The sequence below is a fragment of the uncultured Brevundimonas sp. genome (assembly GCF_963974615.1).
Taxonomy (GTDB): Bacteria; Pseudomonadota; Alphaproteobacteria; order Caulobacterales; family Caulobacteraceae; genus Brevundimonas.
The window spans coordinates 80,891-105,847 of record NZ_CAXBDH010000014.1; the positions used below are offsets into that span (position 1 = coordinate 80,891).

Sequence of the window (24,957 nt, forward strand, 5' to 3'; positions counted from 1 at the left end):
ATTCGGCGCGGAACCTATAGGCGAGGGGGGCTTTGGTCAAGGCGGGCGGGCTGTGCATTAAAGGGCTGAAATGCCGCAGGATTATTGCGTGTCCCACGGGGTGTGACGAAGGGTCCGCCCCCGTGGGGTGTCTGGAGGATCGTTCCGATCCTTCTCCCCCGGAGTCAGCCCGCCCGTGCACTGTCCCACCAACGCACGGCGTCGGCGTCGCGGGCGCTGAGCCCGGGGTAGGCCGGGTCGGAGCCGACGTCGGGCACGCGCCGCCAGGAGCGGGCGCATTTGGGGTAGTCGGCCAGTTTGATCTGCACGGACACGGTGTCGCCGCCGGTGACCAGTTCGGCCCCCGAAGTGCGGAACACCTCGGCCGGGTCCAGTCCCTCGAAGGCAGCGAAGGCCTCGGCCGGACCGGTGACGGTCGGCCAGGCGTCCAGCGCCCCGCCGATGGTCTTGGCGCGGCGCGATTCTTCCAGAGCCTCGTTGACGACTTCCAGCACGGTTTCAACCTTCTCCCAGCGCCGGGCCTCGTCGGCGTTCTTCCACGCCGCAGGGGTCTCGGGGATGACGCGCAGGCAGTTGGTGCCGGCGTCGGGATAGCGGGTGGTCCAGGCCTCTTCCATGGTGAAGGGCGTCAGGGGGGCCAGCCAGGCGGTCAGGCGCATGAACACCTCATGCATGACGGTGCGGGCCGCGCGGCGACGGATCGAGTCAGGGCGGTCGCAGTAGAGGGCGTCCTTGCGGATGTCGAAATACAGGGCCGACAGGTCGTTGGAGCAGAACTCCAGCACCGGGCGGACCACGTCCTGGAAGCGGTAGTCGGCATAGGCGTCGCGCACCTGGCCATCCAGTTCCCACAGCCGGTGCAGAATGAATTTCTCCAGCGGCGGCATCTGCTCCAGCGGCAGGCGTTCGGCTTCGTCGAACCCGGCCAGGGCCCCCAGCAGGTAGCGGACGGTGTTGCGCAGCTTGCGATAGGCGTCGACCGTGGTCTGCAGGATCTGCTTTCCGATCCGCTGGTCCTCGGCATAGTCGACCAGGGCGACCCACAGGCGCAGGATGTCGGCTCCCGACTCCTTGATGATGACGGCCGGGTCGGTGGTGTTGCCCTTCGACTTGGACATCTTCTCCCCGTTCTCGTCCTGGGTGAAGCCGTGGGTCAGCACGGCCTCATACGGGGCGCGGCCGCGGGTGCCGCAGCCTTCGAGCAGGTTGGACTGGAACCAGCCGCGATGCTGGTCCGAGCCTTCGAGATAGAGGTCGGCAGGCCAGTGCGACGGACGGTCGCCGCCATAGCCCAGGGCCGGCACGCGCGGCTCGAGGGTGAAGGCGTGGGTGCAGCCGGAGTCGAACCAGACGTCGAGGATGTCGCCGATCTTCTCGTAGCGTTTCGGATCGTGCTGGCCGAGGAAGTCGGAATCGGGACTGTCGAACCAGGCGTCGGCCCCGCCCTCGGTGATCGCGGTCAGGATGCGGGCGTCGACCTCGGGATCGTGCAGGGGCTGGCCGGTCTCCTTGTCGACGAACATGGCCAGCGGCGTGCCCCAGGCACGCTGGCGGCTGATCAGCCAGTCGGGACGGCCCTCGACCATCGAGCGGATGCGGTTCTTGCCCGACACCGGATGGAAGGCGGTGGCGTCGATGGCGGTCAGTGCCCTGTCGCGCAGAGTGTCGCCGTCCTTCAGCGCTTCATCCATGGAGATGAACCACTGGGGCGTGTTGCGGAAGATGATCGGCGCCTTGGAGCGCCAGCTGTGCGGATAGGAATGCTCCATCCGGCCACGGGCCAGCAGGGTGCCGGCCTCGATCAGCTTGTCCATCACGGCCGGATTGGCGGGGCCGAATTTGCCGGTCTTCTTGCCTTCGGTCTCCAGCACCTTGAGACCGGCGAACAGGGGCACGGACGGGTAGTAGGCCCCGTCGGCGTCGACCGTGTCGGGCACTTCGTGATGGCCGTGGGCTTTCCAGACCTCGAAGTCGTCGGCCCCGTGGCCGGGGGCGGTGTGGACGAAGCCGGTGCCGGCGTCGTCGGTGACGTGATCGCCGGCCAGCAGGGGCACGGAGAAACCGTAGCCTGATGACAGGGCGGCCAGCGGGTGGGCGCATTCCAGACCGGACGGGTTGATGGTGTCCAGCCGGGTCCAGGTCGCGATCTTGGCGGCCTTGAAGACCTCTTCGGCCTGTTTGTCAGCGAGGAGCAGCCGGTCGCCCGGTTTGGCCCAGGGCTCGAACTCCAGCCCGGTCTCCATGGCCGTGACCTCATAGAGGCCATAGGCGATCTCGGGGCCGTAGCTGATGGCGCGGTTGGCCGGGATGGTCCACGGGGTGGTGGTCCAGATGACGATCGACGGATTGGCGTGGCGGAAGCCCAGCAGGTCGTCGGGATGGTCATCGGTCGCGCCGGTGACGGGGAATTTGACCCAGATCGTGGGGCTGGTGTGGTCGTGGTATTCGATCTCGGCGTCGGCCAGGGCGGTGCGCTCGACCGGTGACCACATGACCGGCTTGGAGCCGCGGTACAGCTGGCCTGAATTCTTGAATTTGTGGAACTCGCGGACGATGGCGGCCTCGGTGGCGAAATCCATCGTGGCGTAGCGGTTGTCCCAGTCGGCGGTGATGCCGAGGCGTTTGAACTGGTCGCGCTGCACGTCGATCCAGCCGGTGGCGTATTCGCGGCAGGCAGCGCGGAAGTCGGCCTTGGAGACCTCGTCCTTGCGCTTGCCCTGGCTGCGGAAGCGTTCCTCGATCTTCCATTCGATCGGCAGGCCGTGGCAGTCCCAACCGGGGACGTAGTCGACGTCATAGCCCAGCAGGAAGCGACTGCGGACGACGAAATCCTTCAGCGTCTTGTTCAGGGCGTGGCCGATGTGGATGTCGCCGTTGGCATAGGGCGGGCCGTCGTGCAGCACGTACAGCGGGGCCTTCTGGGCCTGACGGGCGGCACGCAGGGTGGCGTAGAGGTCGCCCCACTGTTCGAGGATCAGCGGTTCCTTTTGCGGCAGGCCACCGCGCATGGGGAAGGGGGTTTCGGGCAGGAAGACGGTCTCGCGGTAATCGCGACCGGCGGGGGAATCGGGTGTGTTGGCGTCGGCCATCAGGAGTCTCGGTAGCGCAGGGGTGATCGTTCAGGTCATTCTGGCGCGGTGGCAGCTGTCAGGCTGGCGGCGCGCTTTGGTTCGATCCCGGCGTAGGTGAGGCCGGAGCCCCGACCTCCGGTATCGGAGGTCTTACGCCGGGCGGCTAATCGAAATCGGGCGAAGGACGCGTACGGTCATGGTGTGTCTGGTCTAGCAGAGGCGCGGGGGGCTGCGCCATACCCGGCGTCGCCTTGTCAGGCCGGTTCCTGCGTTGGATATTGAGCGACAGGGAGATTTTGCATGCGAGTTCCACTTCTGGCCGTGCTGGTGACGCTGTCCGCCCTCGGGGCCTGTTCCGAGCCGGAGCAGGTGCCGCCGCCGGTTCCGGAGGTCGCGGCCCTGCCGCCGGGGCGTCCGGCGATCTATGCCGCGGCGCTGGAGGGGCCGGAGCCGTTCGTGCGGGCGCTGTACGCGGTCTATTCCGGTCCGGACGCCGGGCTGGAGCCGATGCCGCCGGGGCGGGATCCCATCTATGGGCGGACCCTGAACGCGATGATCGGGGCCGATTTCCGCAAGGCGGCGGGGGAGGTGCCCTATCTGAACCACGACCCGATCTGCGGTTGCCAGGACGGCGCGGCGTTCCGCCTGGACTCGGTGGCCGTGACCGAGACCGGCCTGAGCGAGGCCGAGGCGGTGGTGGTCTTTACCAACAACGGCCAGACGCATCGGCAGACGCTGAAGCTGCTGAAGGAGGGGCAGAGCTGGCGGGTGATCGATGTGCTGGTGCCGGATCAGCCGCCGCTGACCGAGCAGTTGCTGAAGGTGATCGACTGACGGTCATCCGGCGAGGACGTGCCGGGCGGCGGCCGCGTCGATGGCGATCTGGAGCTTGAGCGGCTCGAGACCGTCGAAATTCATTTCGCCGCGCAGATGGGCGATCAGGTCGGTCTCGAGGGTCTGGCCGTACAGGTCGCCGTCGAAATCGAACAGCCAGACCTCGAGCATCGGCTGCTCGGTCTCGAACATCGGCCGGATGCCCAGATTGGCGACGCCGTCGAGGATTCGCCCGCCCCATTTTCCGCCCTTTGGCAGGCGGCTGCGGGTGGCGTAGACGCCATAGGCCGGGCGCATATAGTCGGCCAGGCCGATATTGGCGGTGGGCACGCCGATGGTGCGGCCGCGCTTGTCGCCGTGGATGACCTCACCCGCGATGGCGAAGGGGCGGCCGAGAATGGCGGCGGCGCGGGCCATGTCCCCGGCCTTGAGCGCCTCGCGCACGGCACTGGATGACAATTTGAGGCCGTCGGGGTCGTCGATCCGGTCCGTCAGGGAGACGGTGAAGCCGAGCGTCTCGCCATAGCGACGCAGGGCCTCGGGCGAGCCGGTGCGGCCCTTGCCGAAGGTGAAATCGAAACCGACGGCGGCGTGCCGGATACCCAAGCCATCTTTTTGGCCTACCGCGCTTCGCGCTACTTGAGGCGTGTTTTGGCCTATCGCGCTTCGCGCTGCTTGAGGCGAAGGCCCGGCGAGCACATCCCGCGCGAAATCTTCATCCGACATGGCGGCCATGGCGGCGTCGAACGGCAGCAGATAGAGGCGCTCGACGCCCAGCGGCTCGAGGGCGCGGGCCATCTGGTCGGGGGTCATCAGGCGGAAGGGGGCGGCGTCGGGCTGGAACCAGCGGCGCGGATGCGGGTCGAAACTGACCACGGCCAGCGGCGCGTCGAGGGCCTGTGCGGCGGTGCGGGCCGAGGCGATCACCGCCTGATGGCCGCGATGGACGCCGTCGAAGGCCCCGATGGCCACGGCGGCCCCCTTCTGATCAGGGGTCAGGTCGCGCCAGTCGCGGATGACCTCGATCGCCATGTCAGGTCTTGGCGGGCCGGCGCCGGCGCGGGACGCGGACGGTGGCCTCGCCGTCCATGACCAGATCGTCGCCGACATGGCCGGTGGCGGTCAGCACCACACGGGCGGTGTCCGGGTCGACCGAGGCGACGGTGACGCGGGCGATCAGGACGTCGCCGATGCGCACCGGCTTGTGGAAGGCCAGGGTCTGGCTGAGGTAGATGGCCCCGGCCCCGGGCAGGATGGTGCCGACCACGGCCGAGCCGATCGAGGCCGACAGCAGACCGTGGGCGATACGGCCGCGATAGGCGGTTTTCGACGCGAAGGCCTCATCCATATGGACGGGATTGAAGTCGTCCGAGGCCTCGGCGAAATGCTGGATCCGGGCGTCGGTGATCTCGACCTGTTTCTCGGCGGTCATGCCGACGGTCAGTTCTTCGAGGATATAGCCGCCGGAGGGATGTTGTTCGGTCATCATCGGGTGTTAGCGCCCGGCGCTTGAATTGGCGAGGGTCACCAGACGAGGTCGAGGGCGGCGTAGCGGGCGTGGGTCGTCTCGGCCTGCAGCAGGATGCCGGCGCGGGCCGGATCGATGCGGCCGTCCGCGCCGCGGGCGGTGTCGCCATGGATGCCCTGGGCGATGAACAGACAGTCCAGCCCCTGACGGTCGGCCCCGAGCACATCGGTGATGACGCCGTCGCCGATGCACAGCACCCGCGACCGGTCGACCGGAGCCCCCAGCAGACGTTCGGCCTCGGCCAGGGCCAGGTCATAGATCGGATCAAAGGGTTTGCCGGCCATGGTCACCCGGCCGCCGAGGCTTTCGTACAGGTCGGCCAGGGCCCCGCCGCAATAGATCAGCTGGTCGCCGCGCTGAACCACCCGGTCGGGATTGGCGCAGATCATTTCCAGATCGCGGGCCACGGCCGGGCGCAGGCGCTCGCGATAGTCCTCGGGCGTCTCGACCGTGTCGTCATTCGGCCCCGTGACCGAGAGGAAGGCGGCGTCGGCGGCCGCGTCGACGGTCTGCAGGCCCAGGCCTTCATACAGGATGCCGTCGCGTGGCGGGCCGATGATCCAGGCGGGGCCGGGGGCCCGTTTGGCCAGCTCCATCCGCGTGGCGTCGCCCGAGGTGACGAAGGCGCGCCACGACTCGCGCGGCACGCCGAGACTGTCGAGCTGGGCCACCACGTCCGAGGCCGGGCGCGGTGAGTTGGAGATCAGCACCACATGACCGTGGTCGCGGTTGAAGCGGGTCAGCGCGGCACAGGCGTCGGGCCAGCTCTCGCGGCCGTTGTGGATCACGCCCCAGACGTCGCAGAGCAGGATGTCATAGTCCGCGGCGATCTCGGACAGGCCGTTCAGGGCATGGGGCAGGGTCATCGGCCGGGGCATAGCCGGTTCGGACGCAGGGGTGAAGCTGTCGTTATCGGGCTCGGGGTCCGCTTCGGCGTCCAGGTCGCGCAGCGTCGTCTCGAGCAGCAGCAGGGCGGGCGAGACGATGAAGTCCTCGATATCGACGCGGGCCCCGTGGCGGTGCAGGTCCAGATACATGGCCTCGCGGTCGCTGCGCGGGGTGTGGGTGCCGGTCAGCAGGCCCTCGAGGCGGAGGCGCTGGATGGCGCAGACCCAGGCGCGGTGGCGGTCACGGCGGCACGGGCGGCGGGGTCGCATGGCAGACTCCGGGTCGAGTGGGGACAGGCACGGGTCGGCACCGCCGGGCGGTGAGGCCGGACGGACGGGGCGGGCGCGGGGCGACCGGGGCTCGCCCGGTGCGATGATGAGTTACCGTTTCGACGAGACACAGCGCCCCGCGCGGCCGTTTTCCACGTGCCCGTCGCCTGCCGGCCCTGTTCGGGCCTTGGCGACTCGCCGCCCCGTCCGTTGCTGGGCGGGACAGGGGGCGGACGTGCCGGTCAGTGCCGACAGCGGTCGCGTCCCGAAGGCGCGCGGCGAGCAAGCGGGCGGGATCCGTCCCCGCCCGGCGAGGCCCCCGGAGATAGGCATCTCCCCGGCTTCATCGCTCGGCCACAGCCCGCCGTCGTCGAGCAGCGTGGATCCGACGCCCTCCCCATCGACGGGATAGGGCGGAGTCTGTCACGGGGCCGGACCAGGGCGGGTTTTTAGGGCGGAATTTTGGGGAAGGGGTGGGGAAACAGGGGGTTGGGGCGGCGGAATGTGGGGGTTTTGGGGGTGGAGGTAGCGGGGGGGCGGCTTGGGGAATGGAGCCAGGCCACCACAGTCCACCGTGGCTGGAAGAATGGTGATGCATCTTCCGGTTGGGTCGAGGGCAGGCTAGGTTTGGTTGGTCGCTGCTCGATACGGCGCTCTGCCGCCTGAAAGCGACGGGCTTGTAGAATTGGAAAATCGTATGGCCACCGACGTCGATTCAGCTAAGCGACTCAAGCGATTTTACGTTGTTGATATAGTCGTTCCTGGATTTGTGTTTGTAGTCGGCGGCAGCATTTTTGGTATGGAGCGCGGGTTTTTACTTGCGGTAACCGCATTGATGGTGACCGTCATCATGCATGAGTTCTGGCACCTCAAGTCGCGAATTTGGTTTGCGGCTTTCATGGCAAGCGTTGCGGTTATTCATGTATCGGCAGTGTTTATTATTGATTTGCCAAACAAATTTGACGCCACTGCGCTTTTTATTCCCATTGTCGTCGCGGAAGGCGTCCTTCTATTGTTTATTGTTTCCGCAGTTGAGAAACGTATTCAAAAAAAGCAGTAATACCGTTGATCGGTAGCTTGCTGAATATCTACCGCTCGCTGACGCTCATGTGCGCTCAAGCCTATTCCGGGTGGGAGCCCCTCACCCTTGAGCGCGAAGGACACGCGCTGACGCTCGCGTGCGCTCAAGCCCTCTCCCGCCGGGAGAGGGTGGGGGTCAGGCGAGTTCGCGCTCTGGCGGAGCCGCATGACCCGGCCCGTTCTCCGGGAGGCGCTCGGGGCTCAGGCGGAAACCGAGGGCGTGAGCGACCTTGAGCACGGTGCCAAACTCGGGGTTGCCGTCGCTGCTGAGGGCTTTGTAGAGGGCCGGACGGGTCAGCCCCGTTTGCTCGGCCAGTTTCGTCATGCCGACCGCTCGCGCCACGACGCCGAGGGCGTGGGCAATGAGCGCCGCATCCTCTGATTCAAACGCGTCAGCGAGGTATTCCTGGACGGCCTCAGGCGTGTCGAGGACAACGGCAGAGTCATACCCGGTGGTTCGGAGTTTCATGACAGCACGCCTCATAATTGACTGGCCAGATGTTTGGCCCTCTTGATGTCCGTCTGTTGGTCCGACTTGTCGCCGCCGCACAACATGATGACGAGCGTCTTGCCCCTGGACTTGTAATAGAGCCGGTATCCGGGCCCGAAATCGATCTTCAGTTCGCTTACGCCGCCGCCAACCGCCTTCACAACGCCGGGATTGCCGAACCTGAGTCGATCGATCCGCGCGGCGATCTTCGCAGCGGCGCGACGATCCCGCAGGCTGACGAGCCAATCCGCAAACGCGTCTGTCTGCTCAATCTCGATCACAGTTCTTCTGTAATCTACAGGAGACAAATGTTCAAATTATGAACGCGTCGTTTTGTTGAGTCAGGGGGTCACCAGGGTCATCCCCGGGCCTGTCCCAACGATCCGTTCCCAGGTTGTGCGGGCGTTTTCCGAAGGCGCAAGCCCTCTCCCGCCGGGAGAGGGGGGGGAGAAGGAAGTGGGTGGCGGCGCAGGATGCCCCGTCGGAACACCCGGCCGCATCGGGGGTTGATCCCGGGGGCTTGAGGGAGAGACGCGATGCGATATCTGACGGGACTGACGGCGGCGACGGCCTGCACCCTGGTGCTGGCGGGCTGTGCCACGACGGGCAACTATGCCTCGGCCTGCGAGCGCGACTATGCCCGCAACCGCGAACGGGCCACGGCGGCGGGTGCGCTGCTGGGGGCGGCGGTCGGCGCGGCGGTGGCCGGCAGCGACGACCGCGAGATCGGGGCCGCGATCGGGGCGGCGGCCGGGGCCCTGATCGGGCGCGAACTGTCGGCCGAGGACGACCCGTGCGGCTATGGCTTCGGCGGCTATAATCGGGACGGCCGCTATGGTCGCGAACGGGTCTACTGGCGCGACGACGGCCGGCGCTGGTAGCCCTCGGGGGTTTCGGCCCGCAGGCGCAGCAGTTCGCTCCAGTGATCGGCCATCACCAGCAGGGCCTGACGCCGGTCGGCATCGGACTCAGGGACGGCCTGCTGGATGAGCTCGGAGAGTCTCTGGCGGCAGACCTGGGTTGAGGTTGGATGGGTCATACCAGGATAAGTCCCGAAACCCTGAAAAGTCTCAGCTTTACCGCAGAGAAGGTTGGAGAGGGGCGGGGCAGTGTACCTTTCCCTCTCCCGCCGGGTCCTCCGGTCTCGCCCCCGCAGGCGGGGGCTCGCCGCAGGATGACGACAGGTGGCCTACCCGAACCGGCGGCGGTGGTCGGCGCTGCGCAGGGTGGAGCGGATGAATTCGGCGGGGGGGTCGGTTTCGGCCAGCACGGCTTCCTTGATGGCGCGGGGCTCGCCGAACAGATGGCCCTGGCCCATGCTGATGTCGAGCTCGAGGATGTCGACGATCTGGCGTTCGCCCTCGACCTTTTCGGCGATCAGCTCGATGCCGTAGCGGCGGGTCAGCTGGGCGAAGTCGGCGGCCTGGATGTCGCGCAGCGACGGCAGGGGCGAGGCCCCGTCCAGATCCAGCAGCTGTTCGATCAGGAGGTCGGCTGCGACCTTGATGAATTTCACATCGGAGCGCTGCAGGTCGGCGAAGTCCAGATCCAGCGACTGGACCTTGTCGATCGAGAAGCGGTAGCCGAGGTCGGCCAGCTTGGCCATGTTGCGGGCCTCGACCGCGCCGCGGGCGTCGAAGGTGGCCTGACCCAGTTCGAAGATCAGGGCCTGGTTCAGGTCGCGGTTCTCGCTGAGGAAGTCGAGGAACTGGGGGAAGAAGGTCTCATCGCCCAGTGACGACAGGGCCACGTTGCAGAACACCCCGACCTTGCGGTCCTGACGCGCGAGGCGGCGCACGATCTGGGCACAGCGGAACAGCAGCAGGTTGTCGATGGCCGGGACCAGACCCTCGCCCTCGGCGATGGACAGGTACTCGGCCGGCATCATGACGCGGTCGGTGGAGTCGCGCAGGCGGGTGAAGCTTTCGTAGAAGACGGTGCGGCGCTGGGGCAGGGACACGACCGGCTGCAGATACAGGTCGACGCGGTTTTCGCTGAGGGCGTCGTGGATGGTGGTCAGCAGCACGTTGGACTGCTGATGGCGGCGGCCCTCATGGGTATCGACGGGCGCGGTCAGCGGGGCGGCCAGCCGTTCGTCGATGCTGACGCTCATCTGCTGGATGAGGGTCTCGAGCATCCGCACCTCATCGGTCAGGGCTTCGGTATTGCCGAGGGCTCCGGCCTCGATGGCCTGGGCCAGTTCGGTCATGGCCCCCTGGGTCGACTCCAGCGCGTCGGCCAGCAGGCGGTGGGCCTCGCGGACCTGTTCGATTTCCTTGCGCAGGGCCACGGTGCCGAGCCGGCCGGTGACCAGGGCGTGGCCGGCGATCATCATGCCCAGCATGCCGAAGGTGCCGGTGAAGCCCGCGCCGAGACCCAGACCGGCGCGCCACATGAAGGCACCGGTCGTCATCGCCGCGAAGACGTAAAAGCAGAACAGGAAGGTTGTCGTCAGTGCGCGCATCGGTTCACCAGGCCGGAGAACGGCGAATCCCGTCATCCCGGATGGAATCGTCCGAGTATCGGGGTATCAGGGCGGATCGCCTAGAGCCTTTTCGCTTCTGACCGATTCCGTCGGGGGTGGAATTGCTCCGGATTCCAATGCGAGGGGAAATCCGGACCCGGATTGACGGCCTCGATCCGGACCGGTTTTGCTCTAGGGTGCCTTGAAAGAAACGCGGAGATTCCGATGGAACTGTTCGATCTGACCGGCAAGGTCGCCGTTATTACCGGCTCGTCCAGGGGGATCGGCAAGGCCATCGCCGAACGGATGGCCGAGCACGGGGCCCGGGTGGTGATCTCGTCCCGCAAGGCCGGACCCTGTGACGAGGTGGCCGCGGCGATCAATGCCAGGCACGGTGAGGGCCGGGCCATCGCCGTTCCCGCCAACATCGCCTCGAAGGAAGACCTGCAGCGACTGGTCGACGAGACCAATGCCGCGTTCGGCCAGATCGACATCCTGGTCTGCAACGCCGCCAGCAACCCCTATGCCGGGCCGATGTCGGGCATCAATGACGAGCAGTTCAACAAGATCCTGCAGAACAATGTGGTGTCCAACCACTGGCTGACCCAGATGGTCGCGCCGCAGATGCTGAAGCGGAAAGAGGGGTCGGTGATCATTGTCTCGTCGATCGGCGGCCTGCGCGGCAACGCCCTGATCGGGGCCTACAATGTGTCCAAGGCCGCCGACATGCAGCTGGCGCGCAATCTGGCGGTGGAGTGGGGGCCGTCGAACGTGCGCTGCAACTGTATCGCGCCGGGTCTGATCAAGACCGACTTCGCCAAATACCTGTGGGAGAACCCCGAGATCCTGAAGCTGGCCACGGATCCGGCCCCGCTGAAGCGGATCGGCCAGCCCGACGAGATCGCCGGTGCGGCGGTCTATCTGGCCGCGCCGGCCTCGACCTATATGACCGGCCAGACTCTGGTGGTGGACGGCGGGATCACCATTGCCTGGTGAGGATGACAAGGTCGGCGTCGGGCAGGATCTGGCCTGGCGGCTGCAGGGTCTGGCGTTCGCCGGTCTGATCGCCTTTCTGCGCGGGCTGGGGCTGGAGCGGGCCTCGACGCTGGGCGGGCGGCTGCTGCGGACCCTCGGGCCGATGACCAGGGTGCACCGGACCGTGCTGCGCAACCTGACCCTGGCCTTTCCCGACATGGATCCGGGCGAGCGCGAGCGGCTGGCCATGGCCCAGTGGGACCAGACCGGGCGCACCTTCGCCGAGCTGATGATGATGGACCGGCTGACCCCGGCCTCGGGGCGGATCGAGATCGTCGGGGCCGAACGGCTGGAGGCGATCCGGACGGGCGGCAAGCCGGTGGTGTTCGTCTCGGGCCATCTGGCCAATTTCGAACTGATGCCGGCGGTGATCCTGGCGGCCGGTATTCCGTGCATGATCTCGTACCGGGCGGCCAACAACCCCTATGTCGACCGGCTGATCCGCGAGAACAGGGCCCGTTACGGGGTCAAGCTGTTCGCGCCCAAGGGCGGCGACGGGGCCCGCGAACTGCTGGCCGGGCTGGGGCGCGGGGAGTCGGTGGCGCTGTTGAACGACCAGAAATTCTCGGAGGGCCCCGAGGTGAGCTTCTTCGGCCATCCGGTCCATGCCGCGCCGGGGCCGAGCCGGCTGGCGCTGCGTTTCGGCACGGTGCTGCAGCCGATGTCGGTGACGCGTCTGCCCGGCGTGCGTTTCCGCCTGACCGTGCATGAACCGATCGAACTGGAGGCCACCGGAGACCGCAGCGCCGACATCACCCGTGGCGTTCAGGCGGTGACGAGCTTCGTCGAAGAGCGCGTGCGCGAACATCCGGTCGACTGGTTCTGGGTACACAAGCGCTGGCCGAAGGCCGCCTACGATCCGGGCTGAGTCCCGGCTCGGTCGGCGCATCAGCCTAGTAGGACGGCTCGATATCGTTATCGGCGGCGCGGCGCAGCGGCCCATTATAGCCGGGCGTGTTGCGGCGACGGCGGTCGGGCCCGAAATAGGTGCCGGTTTTCACAAACGGACGCGGGCGCATGATCACGGCCTGGATGCGGCCGAGGAGGGACGAGGCGGTGATGGGCTTGACCACGAATTCGGTCACCCCGGCGTCGCGCGCCTCGACCACGCGACTCTTTTCGGAATGGCCGGTCATCATGATGATCGGCAGATAGCGATTGTCACTGTCGGGACTGTTGCGGATCAGGCGGGTGAATTCGACGCCGTCCAGCGGGAACATGTTGAAATCGACGATGACCAGGTCACAGGGCTTGCCGCGCAGGGTTTCCAGGGCGGCGGCCCCGTCCGAGGCCTCGCGAATCTTGCGACAGCCCGCAGATTTCAGGATGGCGGCCACCATGATCCGCATGTGCTGGTTATCGTCGACCAGCAGGATGTTGAGAGCACTGAGGGCGGTCATGATTTCCGTGTGGCGGCGGCGCCCGGGAGCGGCCATCCCGCTAATTTAGCAATGAATTCGACCCGGGTCGATGCGTTTGGACGTATTGCGGCACCGGATTGCCGGGAGTCGACCGTTCAGGCGCGAACCAGCAGGGACGGGTCGAGGTTGCGGTCGCGCCATTTCATGCGCCAGCACAGATGCGGTCCGGTGGCCCGGCCGGTCATGCCGACCCGGCCGATAATGTCCCCGCGCCGCACCGTCTGGCCCGCCTGAACATCGATGCGGGACTGGTGCAGATAGGCGGTGATCAGGCCCTGGCCGTGGTCAAGCAGGACGAGGCCGCCCTCGAAATGCAGGTCCGGCTGGCTCAGGGTCACCAGACCGGCGGCCGGGGCGCGGATCGGGGTGCCGCGCGGGGCGGCGAGGTCGATGCCGTAGTGGGGCCGCGCCGGGGTGCCGTTGAGAATGCGTTGGCTGCCCCAGCGGCTGCTGATGCGGAAGGTCTCCAGCGGCCAGACGAAACCGTCGCGGAAATGATCGGCGTCGGTGCGGCTGGCGAAGCCCTCGGTCTTGAGTTCCACCTCGCGGCGGATGCGCGCCAGCAACACGGGATCGGAGGGCGTGATCGTCGTCGACGGCAGGCCGTCGACGCGGGTCGAGGGGAAGGTGACCGGGGCGATGTCGATAACCCGACGTGACTCCCCGGACGGGGCGCGGGCCCGGACCTCGACACTGCCGGACTGGTCCCGGTCGAAGCCGACGATGAAGACACCGTCGGCCGAGGCGGTGGTCAGGGCCTCGCCATCGACGAAGATCAGGGCCCCGGGCCAGGTCCGGCCGATGGCATGCCCGCCCTGAACGAAGGCACCGGACAGGCTGAGCGAATCTTCGGCGCGGGCGAGGACGGGGCCGGCGACCATGGCGGCGGTCCCGCCGATCAACAGTCCGCGCCGGCTGGCGGTCATGTCGGCGCGACCAGACGCGTCTGGGCTTCCTCGGGGCCGTAATAGGCTTCCTGACGCTCGACGCACCAGTAGCGCAGGGCTTCGAGCGGGATAGGGCGGGCGCTGACGGCGCAGCGTACGAAGCGGCCGGGGCGCAGGACGGCGAATTCACCGTCGCCGTAATGCAGTCTGGCTTCGTCCTTGGGCGGGCGTGTGGTCATGCCGAGGATGGTAACGCCGCCGGCCGCGCGATGCTACCGGGCAGATGGGACCAATTCGCCGAGCTCAGAACAGGTCGCCCTGGCCGGGTGGCGGGTCCTTCGGGCGTCGGGCGGGTGTCGGGCGGGGCCGGGGCGGAGGCTCGGCTCCGTCGTCGATATGCGCCCCCCGGCTGCCGTCGGCCAGAACCAGACGGACGCCGAGTCCGGGGCTGAGGGCCGTGGCCGATGTCAGCCACTGGCCGTCGCCGTCCTCGACGCGGGCGAAGCCGGGCTTGGGCTTGCCGGGGTCGAGACTGGCCAGGGCCCGGGTCAGGGCCGACAGGGCCACGCCCGCCTGATCGAGTCTGCGGGGCAGGGTCGGGATCAGCCGGGTCCCGACGGCTGACAGCCGGTCGGTGCGACGCTCGATGACCCGGTCCAGCAGGACGCGACCGAAGCGGCCGGACACCCCGGCGAACCGGGCGGTCTGGCGGTCGATGCCGCGCTGCAGGCCTGAACCCAGACGGCTGGCGGCGTGGTCGAGGCGCTGGCGCGGCAGGGCCAGCAGGTCTTCGGGCCGGGCGGGCAGGCCGCGGGCCACGGCGCGCAGGCGGATGCGGCGTTCCTCGATCAGCCGTCCGCCCGCACCGGTCAGGCGGCGGTCCAGATCGGCCAGGGTGTAGCGCAGGTCGGCCAGCACCGGGGTGGCGACCTCGGCCGCGCCGGTCGGGGTCGGGGCGCGGCGGTCGGAGACGAAATCGATCAGCGTCGTGTCGGTCTCGTGCCCCACGGCCGAGATGATCGGGATGCGGGCCGCAGCCACGGCCCGGGCCAGGGCCTCGTCGTTGAAGGCCCACAGATCCTCGACCGAGCCGCCGCCGCGGGCGACGATGACCACGTCGGGGCGGGGGATGGGGCCGTCGGGCGTCATGGCATCGAAGCCACGGATGGCATTGGCGACCTGGGCCGCGGCGGCGTCGCCCTGGACCACGCAGGGCCAGACAATGACGTGGCAGGGCCAGCGTTCGGCGATACGGTGCAGGATGTCACGGATCACCGCCCCGGTCGGGCTGGTGATGACGCCGACCACGGCGGGGAAGCCGGGAATCGGCTGTTTGCGTTCGGGGGCGAACAGGCCCTCGTCCTTCAGCTTCGTCTTCAGCCGCTCCAGCTGGGCCAGCAGGGCCCCGGCCCCGGCCGCCTCCATCGATTCGATGACGATCTGGTACGATGACCGCGCCGGATAGGAGGTGATCTTGCCGGTGACGATGACCTCGAGTCCCGGCTCGGGCTGGATGCCGAGGCCGCGCGACGCGCCCTTCCAGACCACGCCGTCGATGGCCGACTTGTCGTCTTTCAGCGTCAGATAGATGTGGCCCGAGGCGTGGCGGTTGACCTTGGATATCTCGCCGCGCAGCCGGACGTGGCCGAACCGCGCCTCCAGCGTGCGCTTGAGCGCGAAGCTGAGCTCCGAAATCGACAGCGGCGGATTGTTGTCGCGCGGGGCCGCCGGTTCGTCCGCCGGGCCCTCGAACACATAGGAGTCGTCACTCATCGGCACAGACTAGCGGGGCGAGGGCGCGACGGGAACGGGGGAAGCGACGAACGGGACCCATATCGGCCGGATGTTCCGCGCCCGGTCACGTTCCGGCCATCCGTGGTTAGCCGACCCCTTCGTGTCGTGATATGGCCCCGACCCCATACAGGTGGTTTTGCCGCCAGAGACAGTCAAGCGTAGGAGATCTGCATATGAGCAGGGTGTTGGTTATCGGTGCCGGCGGCGTCGGTTCGGTCGCGATTCACAAGATGGCGATGAATGCGGACGTGTTTTCGCACATCACCCTGGCCAGCCGGACCCTGTCCAAATGCGACGCCATCGCCGACTCCGTCAAAGCGCGCACCGGGGTGACCATTGAGACGGCGCAGATCGACGCCGATGACGTCGCCGCGACCACGGCCCTGATCCAGACGGTCAAGCCGGCGCTGGTCGTCAACCTGGCGCTGCCCTACCAGGACCTGAACGTCATGGACGCCTGTCTGGCGGCCGGGGTCCACTATATGGACACCGCCAACTATGAGCCGCGCGACGAGGCGAAATTCGAATACAGCTGGCAGTGGGCCTATCAGGACCGCTTCAAACAGGCCGGACTGATGGCCCTGCTGGGCAGTGGCTTCGACCCCGGTGTGACCTCGGTGTTCGCCACCTGGACGAAGAAGCATCTGCTGGACCGGATCGACACGCTGGACATTCTGGACTGCAACGGTGGCGACACCGGCCTGCCGTTCGCGACCAATTTCAATCCCGAGATCAACATCCGCGAAGTGACCGCCCCGTCGCGTCACCGGGAGAACGGCCAGTGGATCGAGGGCCCGGCCCTTGCCCACAAACAGGTGTTCGACTTCGATCAGGTCGGTCAGAAGAACATGTACCTCATGTACCATGAGGAACTGGAGTCGCTGGCCAAATTCTATCCTGAAATCAAGCGCATCCGCTTCTGGATGACGTTCGGTGACTCCTATCTGAAGCATCTCGAGGTGCTGGAGAACGTCGGCATGACGCGGATCGAGCCGATGATGTTCCAGGGCCGGGAGATCATTCCGATCGAATTCCTCAAGGCCCTGCTGCCCGAGCCGGCCTCGCTGGGTCCGATCACCAAGGGCAAGACCAATATCGGCACCATCGCCACGGGCGTGAAGGATGGCGAGGCGAAGACCGTCTACGTCAACAACATCTGCGACCACGAGGCCGCCTATGCCGAGACCGGCAACCAGGCCGTCAGCTACACCACCGGGGTTCCGGCCATGATCGGGGCGGCGATGATCCTGACCGGCCAGTGGCAGGGCGCGGGGGTGTTCAACATGGAGCAGATGGACCCCGATCCGTTCATGGACATGCTGAGCCGGCACGGCCTGCCGTGGCAGGTGCGCGAGCTGGACGGGCCGCTGCCCTTCTGATCGAGGCCGATCATGGAAACCCAGGCCGCCGGACCCGGCGCATTCGCCCGTTTTGACCTGAACCGCGTGCCGTCGCCCTGTTTCGTGGTCGACGCCGACGCGGTGCGGGGCAACCTCGCCGTCCTCAAGGATGTCGGCGCTCGGTCGGGGGCGAAGGTGCTGCTGGCGCTGAAGGCCTTTTCGATGTGGTCGCTGGGCGATCTGGTCGGTGACTATCTGGACGGCACCTGCGCCTCGGGCCTGTTCGAGGCGCGGCTGGCGCGCGAGCACTATCACGGCCACCTGACCACCTATTCGCCCGCCTACAAGCGCGCGGACCTGCCGGAAATCCTGCGCCTGTCGGACACGGTGATCTTCAACTCACCGGACCAGATGGCCCGGTTCGTCGACCTGATCGTCGCGGCGCGGGCGGCGGGCGAGGTGTTCGACATCGGCCTGCGGCTGAACCCGGAACACAGCGAGGCCGAGGTCGCCAAATACGATCCGTGCCAGACCGGGTCGCGGCTGGGCTTTCCGGTGTCGCAGCTGAAGCCGGAGCACCTCGAGGGCGTCGATGGCCTGCATATCCACGCCCTGTGCGAACAGGGGTTCGAGCCGCTTGAGCGCATCTGGGCCTCGCTGGAGCCGAAGCTGGCGGGGATGCTGGGCAACGTGACATGGCTGAACCTCGGCGGCGGCCACCACATCACCCGCGCCGACTACCGCCGCGACGACCTGATCGCCCTGGTGCGCGGGATCAGCGAGCGTCACGGGCTGCAGCTCTATCTGGAGCCGGGCGAGGCCATCGCGCTGGATGCGGGCATTCTGGTCGGCGAGATTCTCGACACCTTCGACAACGGCATGGCCGTGGCCATCACCGACATCTCGGCCACCTGCCACATGCCCGATGTGATCGAGGCCCCGTACCGCCCGGCGCTGCTGGGTGAGGCCGAGGGCGGCGTCACGGTGCGGATCGGCGGGCCGTCCTGTCTGGCCGGGGACATCATCGGCGACTACGGCTTCGCCACCGCGCCGCAGCCGGGCGAGCGCATCGCCTTCCTCGACCAGGCCCACTATTCGATGGTCAAGACCAACACCTTCAACGGCGTGCCCCTGCCGACCATCGCCCTGTGGGACAGCGAGACCGACGCCCTGCGGCTGGTGCGAGAGTTCGACTATGCGGACTTTCGCGACCGGCTGTCGTGAACACGCGGTTCCCTGTGAATTCCGCCCCGCAAAGCCCCCTTTGACGCCTGCGGGTGCTTGACCCGTTCGCCCGGGGCGGTCATGCCGCCTGTATGAATATATTGCTCGTCGGATCCGGAGGGCGCGAACACGCGCTGGCCTGGAAGATCGCCCAGTCACCGCTGCTCAAGCGGCTGGTCATCGCGCCCGGCAATCCGGGGATGGAGGGGCTGGGCGAGCTGCAGGCGATCAAGGCCACTGATGTCGAGGCCCTGACGGCGCTGGCGCGGGAGATGAAGGCCGATCTGGTCGTGGTCGGGCCCGAGAGCGCGCTGGAGCTGGGGCTGGCCGACCGGTTGGCGGCGGCCAACATCCCCTGTTTCGGGCCGACGAAGAAGGCGGCGCAGCTGGAGACCTCCAAGGCCTTTTCCAAGGCCTTCATGGAGCGGCACGACATTCCGACGGCCGGCTATGGCGTTTATGAGCGGCTGCACGAGGCGCGCGCGGCGCTGGATGTGTTCCACCCCCCCTATGTGATCAAGGCCGACGGTCTGGCCGCCGGCAAGGGGGTGGCGATCAGCCCCGACCTGCGCGACGCCGAGGCCGAGATCGAGCGGATGCTGGGTGGCCGGTTCGGCAGCGCCGGCGCGCGGGTGGTGATCGAGGAATTCATGGACGGCGAGGAGGGCTCGCTGTTCGCCCTGTGCGACGGGGAGCGGGCGGTGCTGCTGGGCGGGGCCCAGGATCACAAGCGCGCCTTCGACGGCGACATGGGGCCCAATACCGGCGGGATGGGGGCCTATTCCCCGGCCCCGGTGTTCACGCCGGACCTGGTCGAGGCGGCTGACCGTCTGGTGGTGCAACCGACGCTGAAGGGGATGGCGGCCGAGGGCGCGCCCTATCGCGGGGTCCTCTATGTCGGGCTGATGGCCACGGCTGCCGGGCTCAAGGTGGTTGAATACAACGCCCGCTTCGGCGACCCGGAATGTCAGGTGCTGATGATGCGGCTGGCCGGAGACATCGTGCCCTATCTGCTGGCCTGTGCGCGGGGCGATCTTTCGGGCCTGCCGCAGCTGAAATTCAAGCCGCAGACGGTGGTGTGCGTGGTCATGGCCGCCAAGGGCTATCCCGACAGTCCGCTGGAAGGCTCGATCATCCGCGGCATGGGGCAGGATTTCGGCCCGCATGTGCAGGTGTTCCACGCCGGCACCCGACGGCGCGACGACGGTCTGCTGGCCGCGGCCGGCGGGCGGGTGCTGAACATCTGTGCCGCCGGTGACGACATCGTCCAGGCGCGCGAGCGGGCCTATGCGGCGCTGCGCAAGATCGACTGGCCCGGCGGCTTCTGCCGCACCGACATCGGCTGGCGCGCGGTCGAGCGGGGGTAGGGGACCTAATGTGGCTCTTTACCCTGCGGACAGCGTCCATTGCGCTGGCGGGCTCGGCAAGGGGGTTTCGGGTCGCCATCTATCCGGCACCGGGCTGGTTGGCTTGCTCAACTTTCCCGTCCGTAGACTCCCGCCGCCTCCTTGCAGGTCAGTCGTCAACCCCGGCAGCCTCGAGACCTATTCTCCGGGATTCGAATCCGGATCACACGGCGATCGGAACCTGTCGTGATAAACGACGTTAGCCCGAAACCATCAAGAAGTTATGGTTGACTGTTTGTTTGTATGCATTTCAGGGTTGCGGCGAGCCATCGCCGTCGCCGTCGTCGGTTTCTAGGAGAGGTTTGTCATGAGGACATATGGCGTCGCTTTGCTGACCTCGGTTGGCCTTTTCATTGCATCCTGTGCCGCGCCGATGCCGGGTTCGGATGTGGGAGGTCGCGTTTTGAGCCGCTCACCCGCGACCGTCATTGTCCCTATTCAGGCCACGCGAGAAGACGCGATGGATGCACTGGCAGTGGGAACGCTTTTCATTGAAGGTCGCTGTCTTCGGCTCGGGCAAACTTCATCCCGATCTTACCTGGTGATTTGGCCCGCCACGGCCGAATTTCGCACGATCGGCGACTCCCAGCGCTTGGTAAACCGCGAGTCCGGCGACTCATTCCGACTGGGAGACAGGGTGGCAGTCGCTGGCGGCGAAGTCCCAGAAAGCCGAATTTCAAAGCTCAACCTCACCACAGCGGTTCCGTCGGATTGCAGGGGCCCCTATTGGCTCGCCGGCCAGTTCCGGCACCCATCGACTTGAGGTGATTAGAATGCGCAAATTTGCCCCGGCGTTGAAGGTGTCCGGATATCTTGTGTGGTTCGGCGTGCTCTTTCCGGTGCCCTCTATGGCTCAAATACAAACGCCCCCACCGGATCCCCCGGCACCTAGCGGAAGGCCCGCCTTCGAATCGGCGGCTGCTGCTTACGCTCACACGTACGGCGTAAGTGAGAGCGAGGCCGCGCGCCGCCTCTCGCTGCAAAATGCCATCGCAGACCTCGAACAGGAGGTCAAAAAGACTTTTCCGGACCGTTTTGCTGGCCTTTGGATTGAGCACCAGCCTGAGTTCCGAGTCGTTGTGCGCTTGACGGGCACGATTGGCACAGCGGCGAACCTAGTCGGCCTGACGTCGCCCGTCAGAAACATCACCCAGTTCGAGGTCGCGCCGCGAACCCTCCAGCTGCTCATAGATACTCAGGAGGGGCTGTACCGTGAACTACTCGCGGAGGGCGTCGAACTGGATGTCGGGCTGGATGTCAAGCAGGCCGTGGTTGAGCTCTATATCCTCGGCGAGACGCAAGCCGAAAAGGTACGACAGAGTAGGGTTGGGCTCCTCCCAGATTTCGTCCAAATTATCGCTGTGCACCAACTTAGCACGCTTGATGTCGACGTGAGAGGCGGCCAAGCGATGGTCGCCTCAACTGGCGGTTATTGTACGTCAGGCCCAACGGTTCGTAATGCAGCAGGTGTTCGCGGAGTGACAACCAACGCTCATTGTCCAAACACCCTTGACTACGATGGTGTTTGGACAAGCTTTCAAGCAGAACGCCAAGGCAATGGAGCCTATGATGTACAGTGGCACACCGTGCCCGGTCGGACTGTCCGCAACCAAGTGAATGTTGGAACCGCGACACCGCTGACGGTGACCGCAACTCTGGCGCAGGCAGCGCAGCCCCTCGGAAGTTCGGTCTGCAAATACGGCTGGACCACCGGCTTCACCTGCGGAACGATCTTTGACAAGAATTACGGATCTCAAGGCCAGACTGGGTGGGTGCGTGTCAGAAACTCTGGCTACGATCTTTCCGAAAGCGGCGACAGCGGTGCCGCATGGATGCAGGGAGATAACACTGTCTATGGCATTCATGTCGGTGGAGCAGAATCCGTTGATCCATGGGACGCCTTCTACATGGGGATAGATAGAGTGCAGATCCTCGGTCTAAGTGTGCTGACACAGTAACGAGGGGCCTGCTGGAGACCGGCGAGCTCGCGCAGCGTCTTGCTATCCCATAGATTGTGGCGGCGCTTCGACATCGCCGCCCCGTTCCGCCCGCTCCGGAGATCCACGCCCCGTGCCCGACACCCTGCCGCCGGAACCGCCCAGCCACTATCGCGACGGCAAGGAGCGGCTGGCCGATCTGATTGTGCACCTGACCGGACTGGCGCTGGCGCTGGTCGGGGGCGGGATGTTGCTGGGTCTGGCGATCGGCTTCGGCGATGCCGGCAGCCTGACGGCGGCGGCGATCTATGCGGTCGGGCTGCTGATCATGCTGGGGCTGTCGACGGCCTATAATTTCGCCGCGCCCCGGTTTCAGCCGCTGCTGCGGCGCTTCGACCATGCGGGGATCTTCATCATGATCGCGGGATCCTATACGCCGTTCACGACCCAGCACCTGACCGGGGCCTGGGCCTGGGGCATGACGGCGGCGGTCTGGACCACGGCCATCGTCGGCGCGGCGGCCAAGCTGCTGCTGCCCGGACTGGGCAAGGGCTTCTGGATTGCCATCTATCTGGCGCTGGGCTGGGTCATGGTCATCGCCATCCAGCCCTTCATGCAGAGCCTGGGCCTGGCCCCGGTGATCCTGCTGGCGGTCGGGGGGCTGCTGTATTCCGTTGGGGTGATCTTCTACGCCAACAAGCAGATGCGCTACCGGCGCGCGATCTGGCACGGCCATGTCGTGGCGGCGGCGGCGGTGCACTGGGTGGCGGTGCTGCTGGCCGTGCTGCGTTAGGCAGGATCAGGATCAGGCCCAGGCGAACAGCAGTCGACCCTCGCCCATGCGTTCGCGCAGGGCCGGCAGGTCGGTATGCGCCACCGAGAAACAGCCGTAGCTGCGGCCCAGCTTGCCCTCGCGGGCGAGGAAGGCCGGGTCGGCATAGTCGGCCCCGTGGACGATGATGGCCCGTTCGCGGGCCTTGTCATTGGTATATTCCAGACCGTCGAGCAGGACGTTGGGGCCCTGCTGCGCGCCATAGCCGGCCCCGGCGGTGGCATAGGCCCCGACCGAGGACATCAGGCTGTCCGGCGTATTGGAGAAGTCGCGGGCATAGCCGGAATGGGCCGGATCCGATCCCTTGCCGTGGCAGGTGCGGAGGGCGGTGACCCCCCCGTTGATCAGATCGACCTCGAACAGGCGCTCGTCGCCGGAATAGCGTTTGAAATCGACCAGATACATGCGGTCGCGCAGCGGCACCCGGCGGTGATGGATGTCGAGGGCGGCCATGGCGCGGGCCATCAGGGCCGCGGGCACGAGACCGTTGGGATCGAGCGGCGGTGGCACGAAATCGACGGCGGGGCTCGGGGGGACGGCGGCGGTCCGCACCAGCGGCACGGCGCTTGAGGCCGCAACGAAAGGCTCGGACGCCGTTGCGCAGCCCGTAAGCAGGGCCGACCCTCCAAGAATTAAACCTCGTCTCGATAGCCGCATGCGACGCCCTCGCGCGGTTTCAGAAGTGACCAGTTGTTTCAAAGAGTAGTTTACGATTCAACCAATGCCTTGGCGATTGCGTTCAACCGTCTAGGGTATGCCTCCTGTTTGGGGAGGGTTTCGTGAAATTCATCGTATCATTGCTGGCCGCCGCGGCCGCGCTTCTGGCCACAAGCGCTGCCGCACAAGCCCCCGCTGTCGCTCCGGTTTCCCCTGCGGAGGGAACCGTGTTCGTTCAGGTGGGGCGGCTTCTGGCCGAGCCGCAGACCGGCGTCGTGCAGCGAGATAAAACTCTCGTGATCAGAGGGAACCATGTCGTCGAAGTGCGTGACGGCTTCGTTTCCGGCACCGGAAACGGCGACCGGGTCGTCGATTTGCGCGATTCCTTCGTGCTGCCGGGCCTGATCGACAGCCATGTGCATCTGACCCATCAGCAGAACCCGAACCAGCGGCTGGAAGGGATGACCCAGTCCAGCGCCGACCAGGCGATCCGTGGCGCGCTCTACGCCCGTCGCACCCTGATGGCGGGTTTCACCACCGTGGCTGACCTGGGGGCGGACAATGACGCCATCTTCGCCCTGCGCGACGGCATTGCGGCGGGCGAGATCCCTGGCCCGCGGGTGATCGCGTCGGGCTCGGCCGTGTCGATCCACGGCGGACACGCCGACATCAACGGCTATCGTGACGACATCATGCATCTGCTGTCGTCCGAGAGCGTCTGTTCCGGGCCCGAGGACTGTATGCGCGCGGTCCGCACCCAGGTGCGTTCGGGGGCCGATATCATCAAGATCACGGCCACCGGCGGTGTGCTGTCGAACACGGCCGCCGGTCTGGCGCAGCAGTTCACCGACGCTGAACTGGCCGCCATCGTCGAGGTGGCGCACCGGATGGGGCGTCAGGTCACGGCCCATGCCCACGGCGTCGACGGCATCAACGCCTTCCTGAGGGCGGGCGGTGACTCGATCGAGCACGGCACCTATCTGGACGCGGACTCGATCCGGCTGTTCCGCCGCGAGGGCGTCTATCTGGTGCCGACCCTGCTGGCCGGGGATTTCGTGGCCCGGGTCGCGGCCAGTCCGGACAATTTCTTCACCCCGGCCCAGACGGCCAAGGCCCTCGAGGTCGGTCCGCGGATGCTGGACATGGCGCGGCGTGCCCATGAGGGCGGGGTGCGCATCGCCTTCGGCACCGACAGCGGCGTATCGGCCCACGGCGACAACGCCCAGGAGTTCGCCCTGCTGGTCCGGGCCGGACTGACGCCGCTGGAGGCGATACAGGCGGCCACGGTCACCGCCGCCGCGCATCTGCGGATTTCCGGCGAGGCCGGGCGTATCGCGGTCGGCATGCCCGCCGATCTGATCGCCGTGTCCGGCGACCCGCTCAGCGACGTGACCACGCTGGAACATGTGCGCTTCGTGATGAAGGGCGGGGTGGTCTATCGGGACCAGTAAATCCCGGTCCCTTCCCCCCTCGCGGGGGAAGGTGGGCCGCAGCGCGGCTCGGATGGGGGCGCTTTTTTCTGAACGTCGAAGGTCGTGCTGCGGCCGCAGGCCCCTATCCGTCAGGCTTCGCCTGCCACCTTCCCCCGAAATGGGGGAAGGGATCGTTGCGCCGTGTGCGGACGGACGTGATCGGGCTGGCTGTGATGAAGGGCAACGCGTCCTTCCCCCATTTCGGGGGAAGGTGGGCCGCGGAGCGGCTCGGATGGGGGCTCTTTCTTCACCGATCGGCGACACCCGTATTGTGGCCGCAGGCCCCTATCCGTCAGGCTTCGCCTGCCACCTTCCCCCGAAATGGGGG

Annotated in this window: 24 protein-coding genes; 11 read left to right on the forward strand and 13 right to left on the reverse strand. The window is 66.8% G+C overall.

Features of this window, described 5'->3' with window-relative positions:
* Window positions 1–164 precede the first annotated feature (164 nt).
* The gene (gene ileS, locus AAC050_RS11180; RefSeq protein WP_339915164.1) at window positions 165–3,089 is read right to left on the reverse strand and encodes an isoleucine--tRNA ligase; all 2,925 of its coding nucleotides are present in this window, start codon (window positions 3,087–3,089) and stop codon (window positions 165–167) included.
* A gap of 282 nt (window positions 3,090–3,371) precedes the next feature.
* On the opposite strand from ileS, the gene AAC050_RS11185 reads away from it, so the two are divergent.
* Window positions 3,372–3,905: a DUF3828 domain-containing protein gene (locus tag AAC050_RS11185; protein WP_339915165.1), complete on the forward strand. Its 534-nt coding sequence runs from the start codon at window positions 3,372–3,374 to the stop codon at window positions 3,903–3,905.
* Between the two features lie 3 nt (window positions 3,906–3,908).
* Here AAC050_RS11185 and AAC050_RS11190 read toward each other — a convergent pair whose 3' ends face one another.
* From AAC050_RS11190 to AAC050_RS11200, 3 genes are read right to left on the reverse strand one after another with little or no spacing between them, the layout of a single operon-like run.
* Complete coding sequence (locus tag AAC050_RS11190; RefSeq protein ID WP_339915166.1) at window positions 3,909–4,937, reverse strand: bifunctional riboflavin kinase/FMN adenylyltransferase; 1,029 nt, start codon at window positions 4,935–4,937, stop codon at window positions 3,909–3,911.
* Window position 4,938: 1 nt separating this feature from the next.
* Window positions 4,939–5,391, reverse strand: coding sequence for a MaoC family dehydratase (locus tag AAC050_RS11195; protein WP_339915189.1), 453 nt, complete (start codon window positions 5,389–5,391; stop codon window positions 4,939–4,941).
* Between the two features lie 38 nt (window positions 5,392–5,429).
* Window positions 5,430–6,299, reverse strand: a complete 870-nt coding sequence (locus AAC050_RS11200) for a TIGR01459 family HAD-type hydrolase (RefSeq protein ID WP_339915190.1) — start codon at window positions 6,297–6,299, stop codon at window positions 5,430–5,432.
* Window positions 6,300–7,287: 988 nt separating this feature from the next.
* Between AAC050_RS11200 and AAC050_RS11205 the strand changes: the two genes are divergently transcribed.
* Window positions 7,288–7,650: a hypothetical protein gene (locus tag AAC050_RS11205; RefSeq protein ID WP_339915167.1), complete on the forward strand. Its 363-nt coding sequence runs from the start codon at window positions 7,288–7,290 to the stop codon at window positions 7,648–7,650.
* Window positions 7,651–7,806: 156 nt separating this feature from the next.
* On the opposite strand, the gene AAC050_RS11210 is transcribed toward AAC050_RS11205, so the two are convergent.
* Both AAC050_RS11210 and AAC050_RS11215 read right to left on the reverse strand, forming a co-directional pair.
* Window positions 7,807–8,139: an addiction module antidote protein gene (locus tag AAC050_RS11210; protein WP_339915168.1), complete on the reverse strand. Its 333-nt coding sequence runs from the start codon at window positions 8,137–8,139 to the stop codon at window positions 7,807–7,809.
* Between the two features lie 11 nt (window positions 8,140–8,150).
* On the reverse strand, window positions 8,151–8,441 hold the full coding sequence (locus tag AAC050_RS11215; protein WP_339915169.1) for a type II toxin-antitoxin system RelE/ParE family toxin: 291 nt from the start codon (window positions 8,439–8,441) through the stop codon (window positions 8,151–8,153).
* A gap of 255 nt (window positions 8,442–8,696) precedes the next feature.
* On the opposite strand from AAC050_RS11215, the gene AAC050_RS11220 reads away from it, so the two are divergent.
* Window positions 8,697–9,041 (forward strand): glycine zipper 2TM domain-containing protein, encoded by a 345-nt coding sequence (locus tag AAC050_RS11220; RefSeq protein WP_339915170.1) that lies wholly within the window; start codon window positions 8,697–8,699, stop codon window positions 9,039–9,041.
* Here the strand turns inward: AAC050_RS11220 and AAC050_RS11225 are convergent.
* The gene (locus AAC050_RS11225; protein ID WP_339915171.1) at window positions 9,011–9,199 is read right to left on the reverse strand and encodes a hypothetical protein; all 189 of its coding nucleotides are present in this window, start codon (window positions 9,197–9,199) and stop codon (window positions 9,011–9,013) included. The genes AAC050_RS11220 and AAC050_RS11225 overlap by 31 nt on opposite strands.
* 150 nt (window positions 9,200–9,349) lie before the next feature.
* Window positions 9,350–10,624: an EAL domain-containing protein gene (locus tag AAC050_RS11230; RefSeq protein ID WP_339915172.1), complete on the reverse strand. Its 1,275-nt coding sequence runs from the start codon at window positions 10,622–10,624 to the stop codon at window positions 9,350–9,352.
* A 225-nt stretch (window positions 10,625–10,849) separates the two neighbouring features.
* Between AAC050_RS11230 and AAC050_RS11235 the strand changes: the two genes are divergently transcribed.
* Together AAC050_RS11235 and AAC050_RS11240 are read left to right on the forward strand one after the other, a co-directional pair.
* Entirely contained in the window at window positions 10,850–11,620 is a 771-nt protein-coding gene (locus AAC050_RS11235; protein WP_339915173.1) for an SDR family oxidoreductase, read from the forward strand.
* Complete coding sequence (locus AAC050_RS11240) at window positions 11,610–12,527, forward strand: lipid A biosynthesis acyltransferase (protein ID WP_339915174.1); 918 nt, start codon at window positions 11,610–11,612, stop codon at window positions 12,525–12,527. Before AAC050_RS11235 ends, AAC050_RS11240 begins: the two co-directional genes overlap by 11 nt.
* 25 nt (window positions 12,528–12,552) lie before the next feature.
* Here the strand turns inward: AAC050_RS11240 and AAC050_RS11245 are convergent, their stop codons facing one another.
* From AAC050_RS11245 to xseA, 4 genes are all read right to left on the reverse strand, one after another.
* Window positions 12,553–13,059 carry a response regulator gene (locus AAC050_RS11245; RefSeq protein WP_339915175.1) on the reverse strand — a complete coding sequence of 169 codons (507 nt, stop codon included), beginning with the start codon at window positions 13,057–13,059 and terminating at the stop codon, window positions 12,553–12,555.
* 116 nt (window positions 13,060–13,175) lie between these two features.
* The gene (locus AAC050_RS11250; RefSeq protein WP_339915176.1) at window positions 13,176–14,006 is read right to left on the reverse strand and encodes a peptidoglycan DD-metalloendopeptidase family protein; all 831 of its coding nucleotides are present in this window, start codon (window positions 14,004–14,006) and stop codon (window positions 13,176–13,178) included.
* Window positions 14,003–14,206 (reverse strand): DUF2093 domain-containing protein, encoded by a 204-nt coding sequence (locus tag AAC050_RS11255; RefSeq protein WP_339915177.1) that lies wholly within the window; start codon window positions 14,204–14,206, stop codon window positions 14,003–14,005. Before AAC050_RS11255 ends, AAC050_RS11250 begins: the two co-directional genes overlap by 4 nt.
* Before the next feature lie 64 nt (window positions 14,207–14,270).
* Window positions 14,271–15,740 carry an exodeoxyribonuclease VII large subunit gene (xseA, locus tag AAC050_RS11260; RefSeq protein WP_339915178.1) on the reverse strand — a complete coding sequence of 490 codons (1,470 nt, stop codon included), beginning with the start codon at window positions 15,738–15,740 and terminating at the stop codon, window positions 14,271–14,273.
* Window positions 15,741–15,871: 131 nt separating this feature from the next.
* Here xseA and AAC050_RS11265 point away from each other — a divergent pair, with 131 nt between their 5' ends.
* The 5 genes from AAC050_RS11265 to AAC050_RS11285 all read left to right on the forward strand — a co-directional run bounded on the left by AAC050_RS11265 (window position 15,872) and on the right by AAC050_RS11285 (window position 22,461).
* On the forward strand, window positions 15,872–17,140 hold the full coding sequence (locus tag AAC050_RS11265; protein ID WP_339915179.1) for a saccharopine dehydrogenase family protein: 1,269 nt from the start codon (window positions 15,872–15,874) through the stop codon (window positions 17,138–17,140).
* 12 nt (window positions 17,141–17,152) lie between these two features.
* Complete coding sequence (locus AAC050_RS11270) at window positions 17,153–18,325, forward strand: carboxynorspermidine decarboxylase (protein ID WP_339915180.1); 1,173 nt, start codon at window positions 17,153–17,155, stop codon at window positions 18,323–18,325.
* 92 nt (window positions 18,326–18,417) lie between these two features.
* On the forward strand, window positions 18,418–19,692 hold the full coding sequence (purD, locus tag AAC050_RS11275) for a phosphoribosylamine--glycine ligase (RefSeq protein WP_339915181.1): 1,275 nt from the start codon (window positions 18,418–18,420) through the stop codon (window positions 19,690–19,692).
* 812 nt (window positions 19,693–20,504) lie between these two features.
* Complete coding sequence (locus AAC050_RS11280; protein WP_339915182.1) at window positions 20,505–21,689, forward strand: S1 family peptidase; 1,185 nt, start codon at window positions 20,505–20,507, stop codon at window positions 21,687–21,689.
* 112 nt (window positions 21,690–21,801) lie between these two features.
* A complete protein-coding gene (locus tag AAC050_RS11285) occupies window positions 21,802–22,461 on the forward strand; it encodes a hemolysin III family protein (RefSeq protein WP_339915183.1) in 660 nt (219 codons plus the stop codon).
* Between the two features lie 12 nt (window positions 22,462–22,473).
* Here AAC050_RS11285 and AAC050_RS11290 read toward each other — a convergent pair whose 3' ends face one another.
* Window positions 22,474–23,052 (reverse strand): murein L,D-transpeptidase catalytic domain-containing protein, encoded by a 579-nt coding sequence (locus AAC050_RS11290; RefSeq protein ID WP_339915184.1) that lies wholly within the window; start codon window positions 23,050–23,052, stop codon window positions 22,474–22,476.
* 227 nt (window positions 23,053–23,279) lie between these two features.
* Here AAC050_RS11290 and AAC050_RS11295 point away from each other — a divergent pair, with 227 nt between their 5' ends.
* Window positions 23,280–24,608 carry an amidohydrolase family protein gene (locus AAC050_RS11295; protein WP_339915185.1) on the forward strand — a complete coding sequence of 443 codons (1,329 nt, stop codon included), beginning with the start codon at window positions 23,280–23,282 and terminating at the stop codon, window positions 24,606–24,608.
* The last annotated feature ends 349 nt before the right edge of the window (window positions 24,609–24,957 follow it).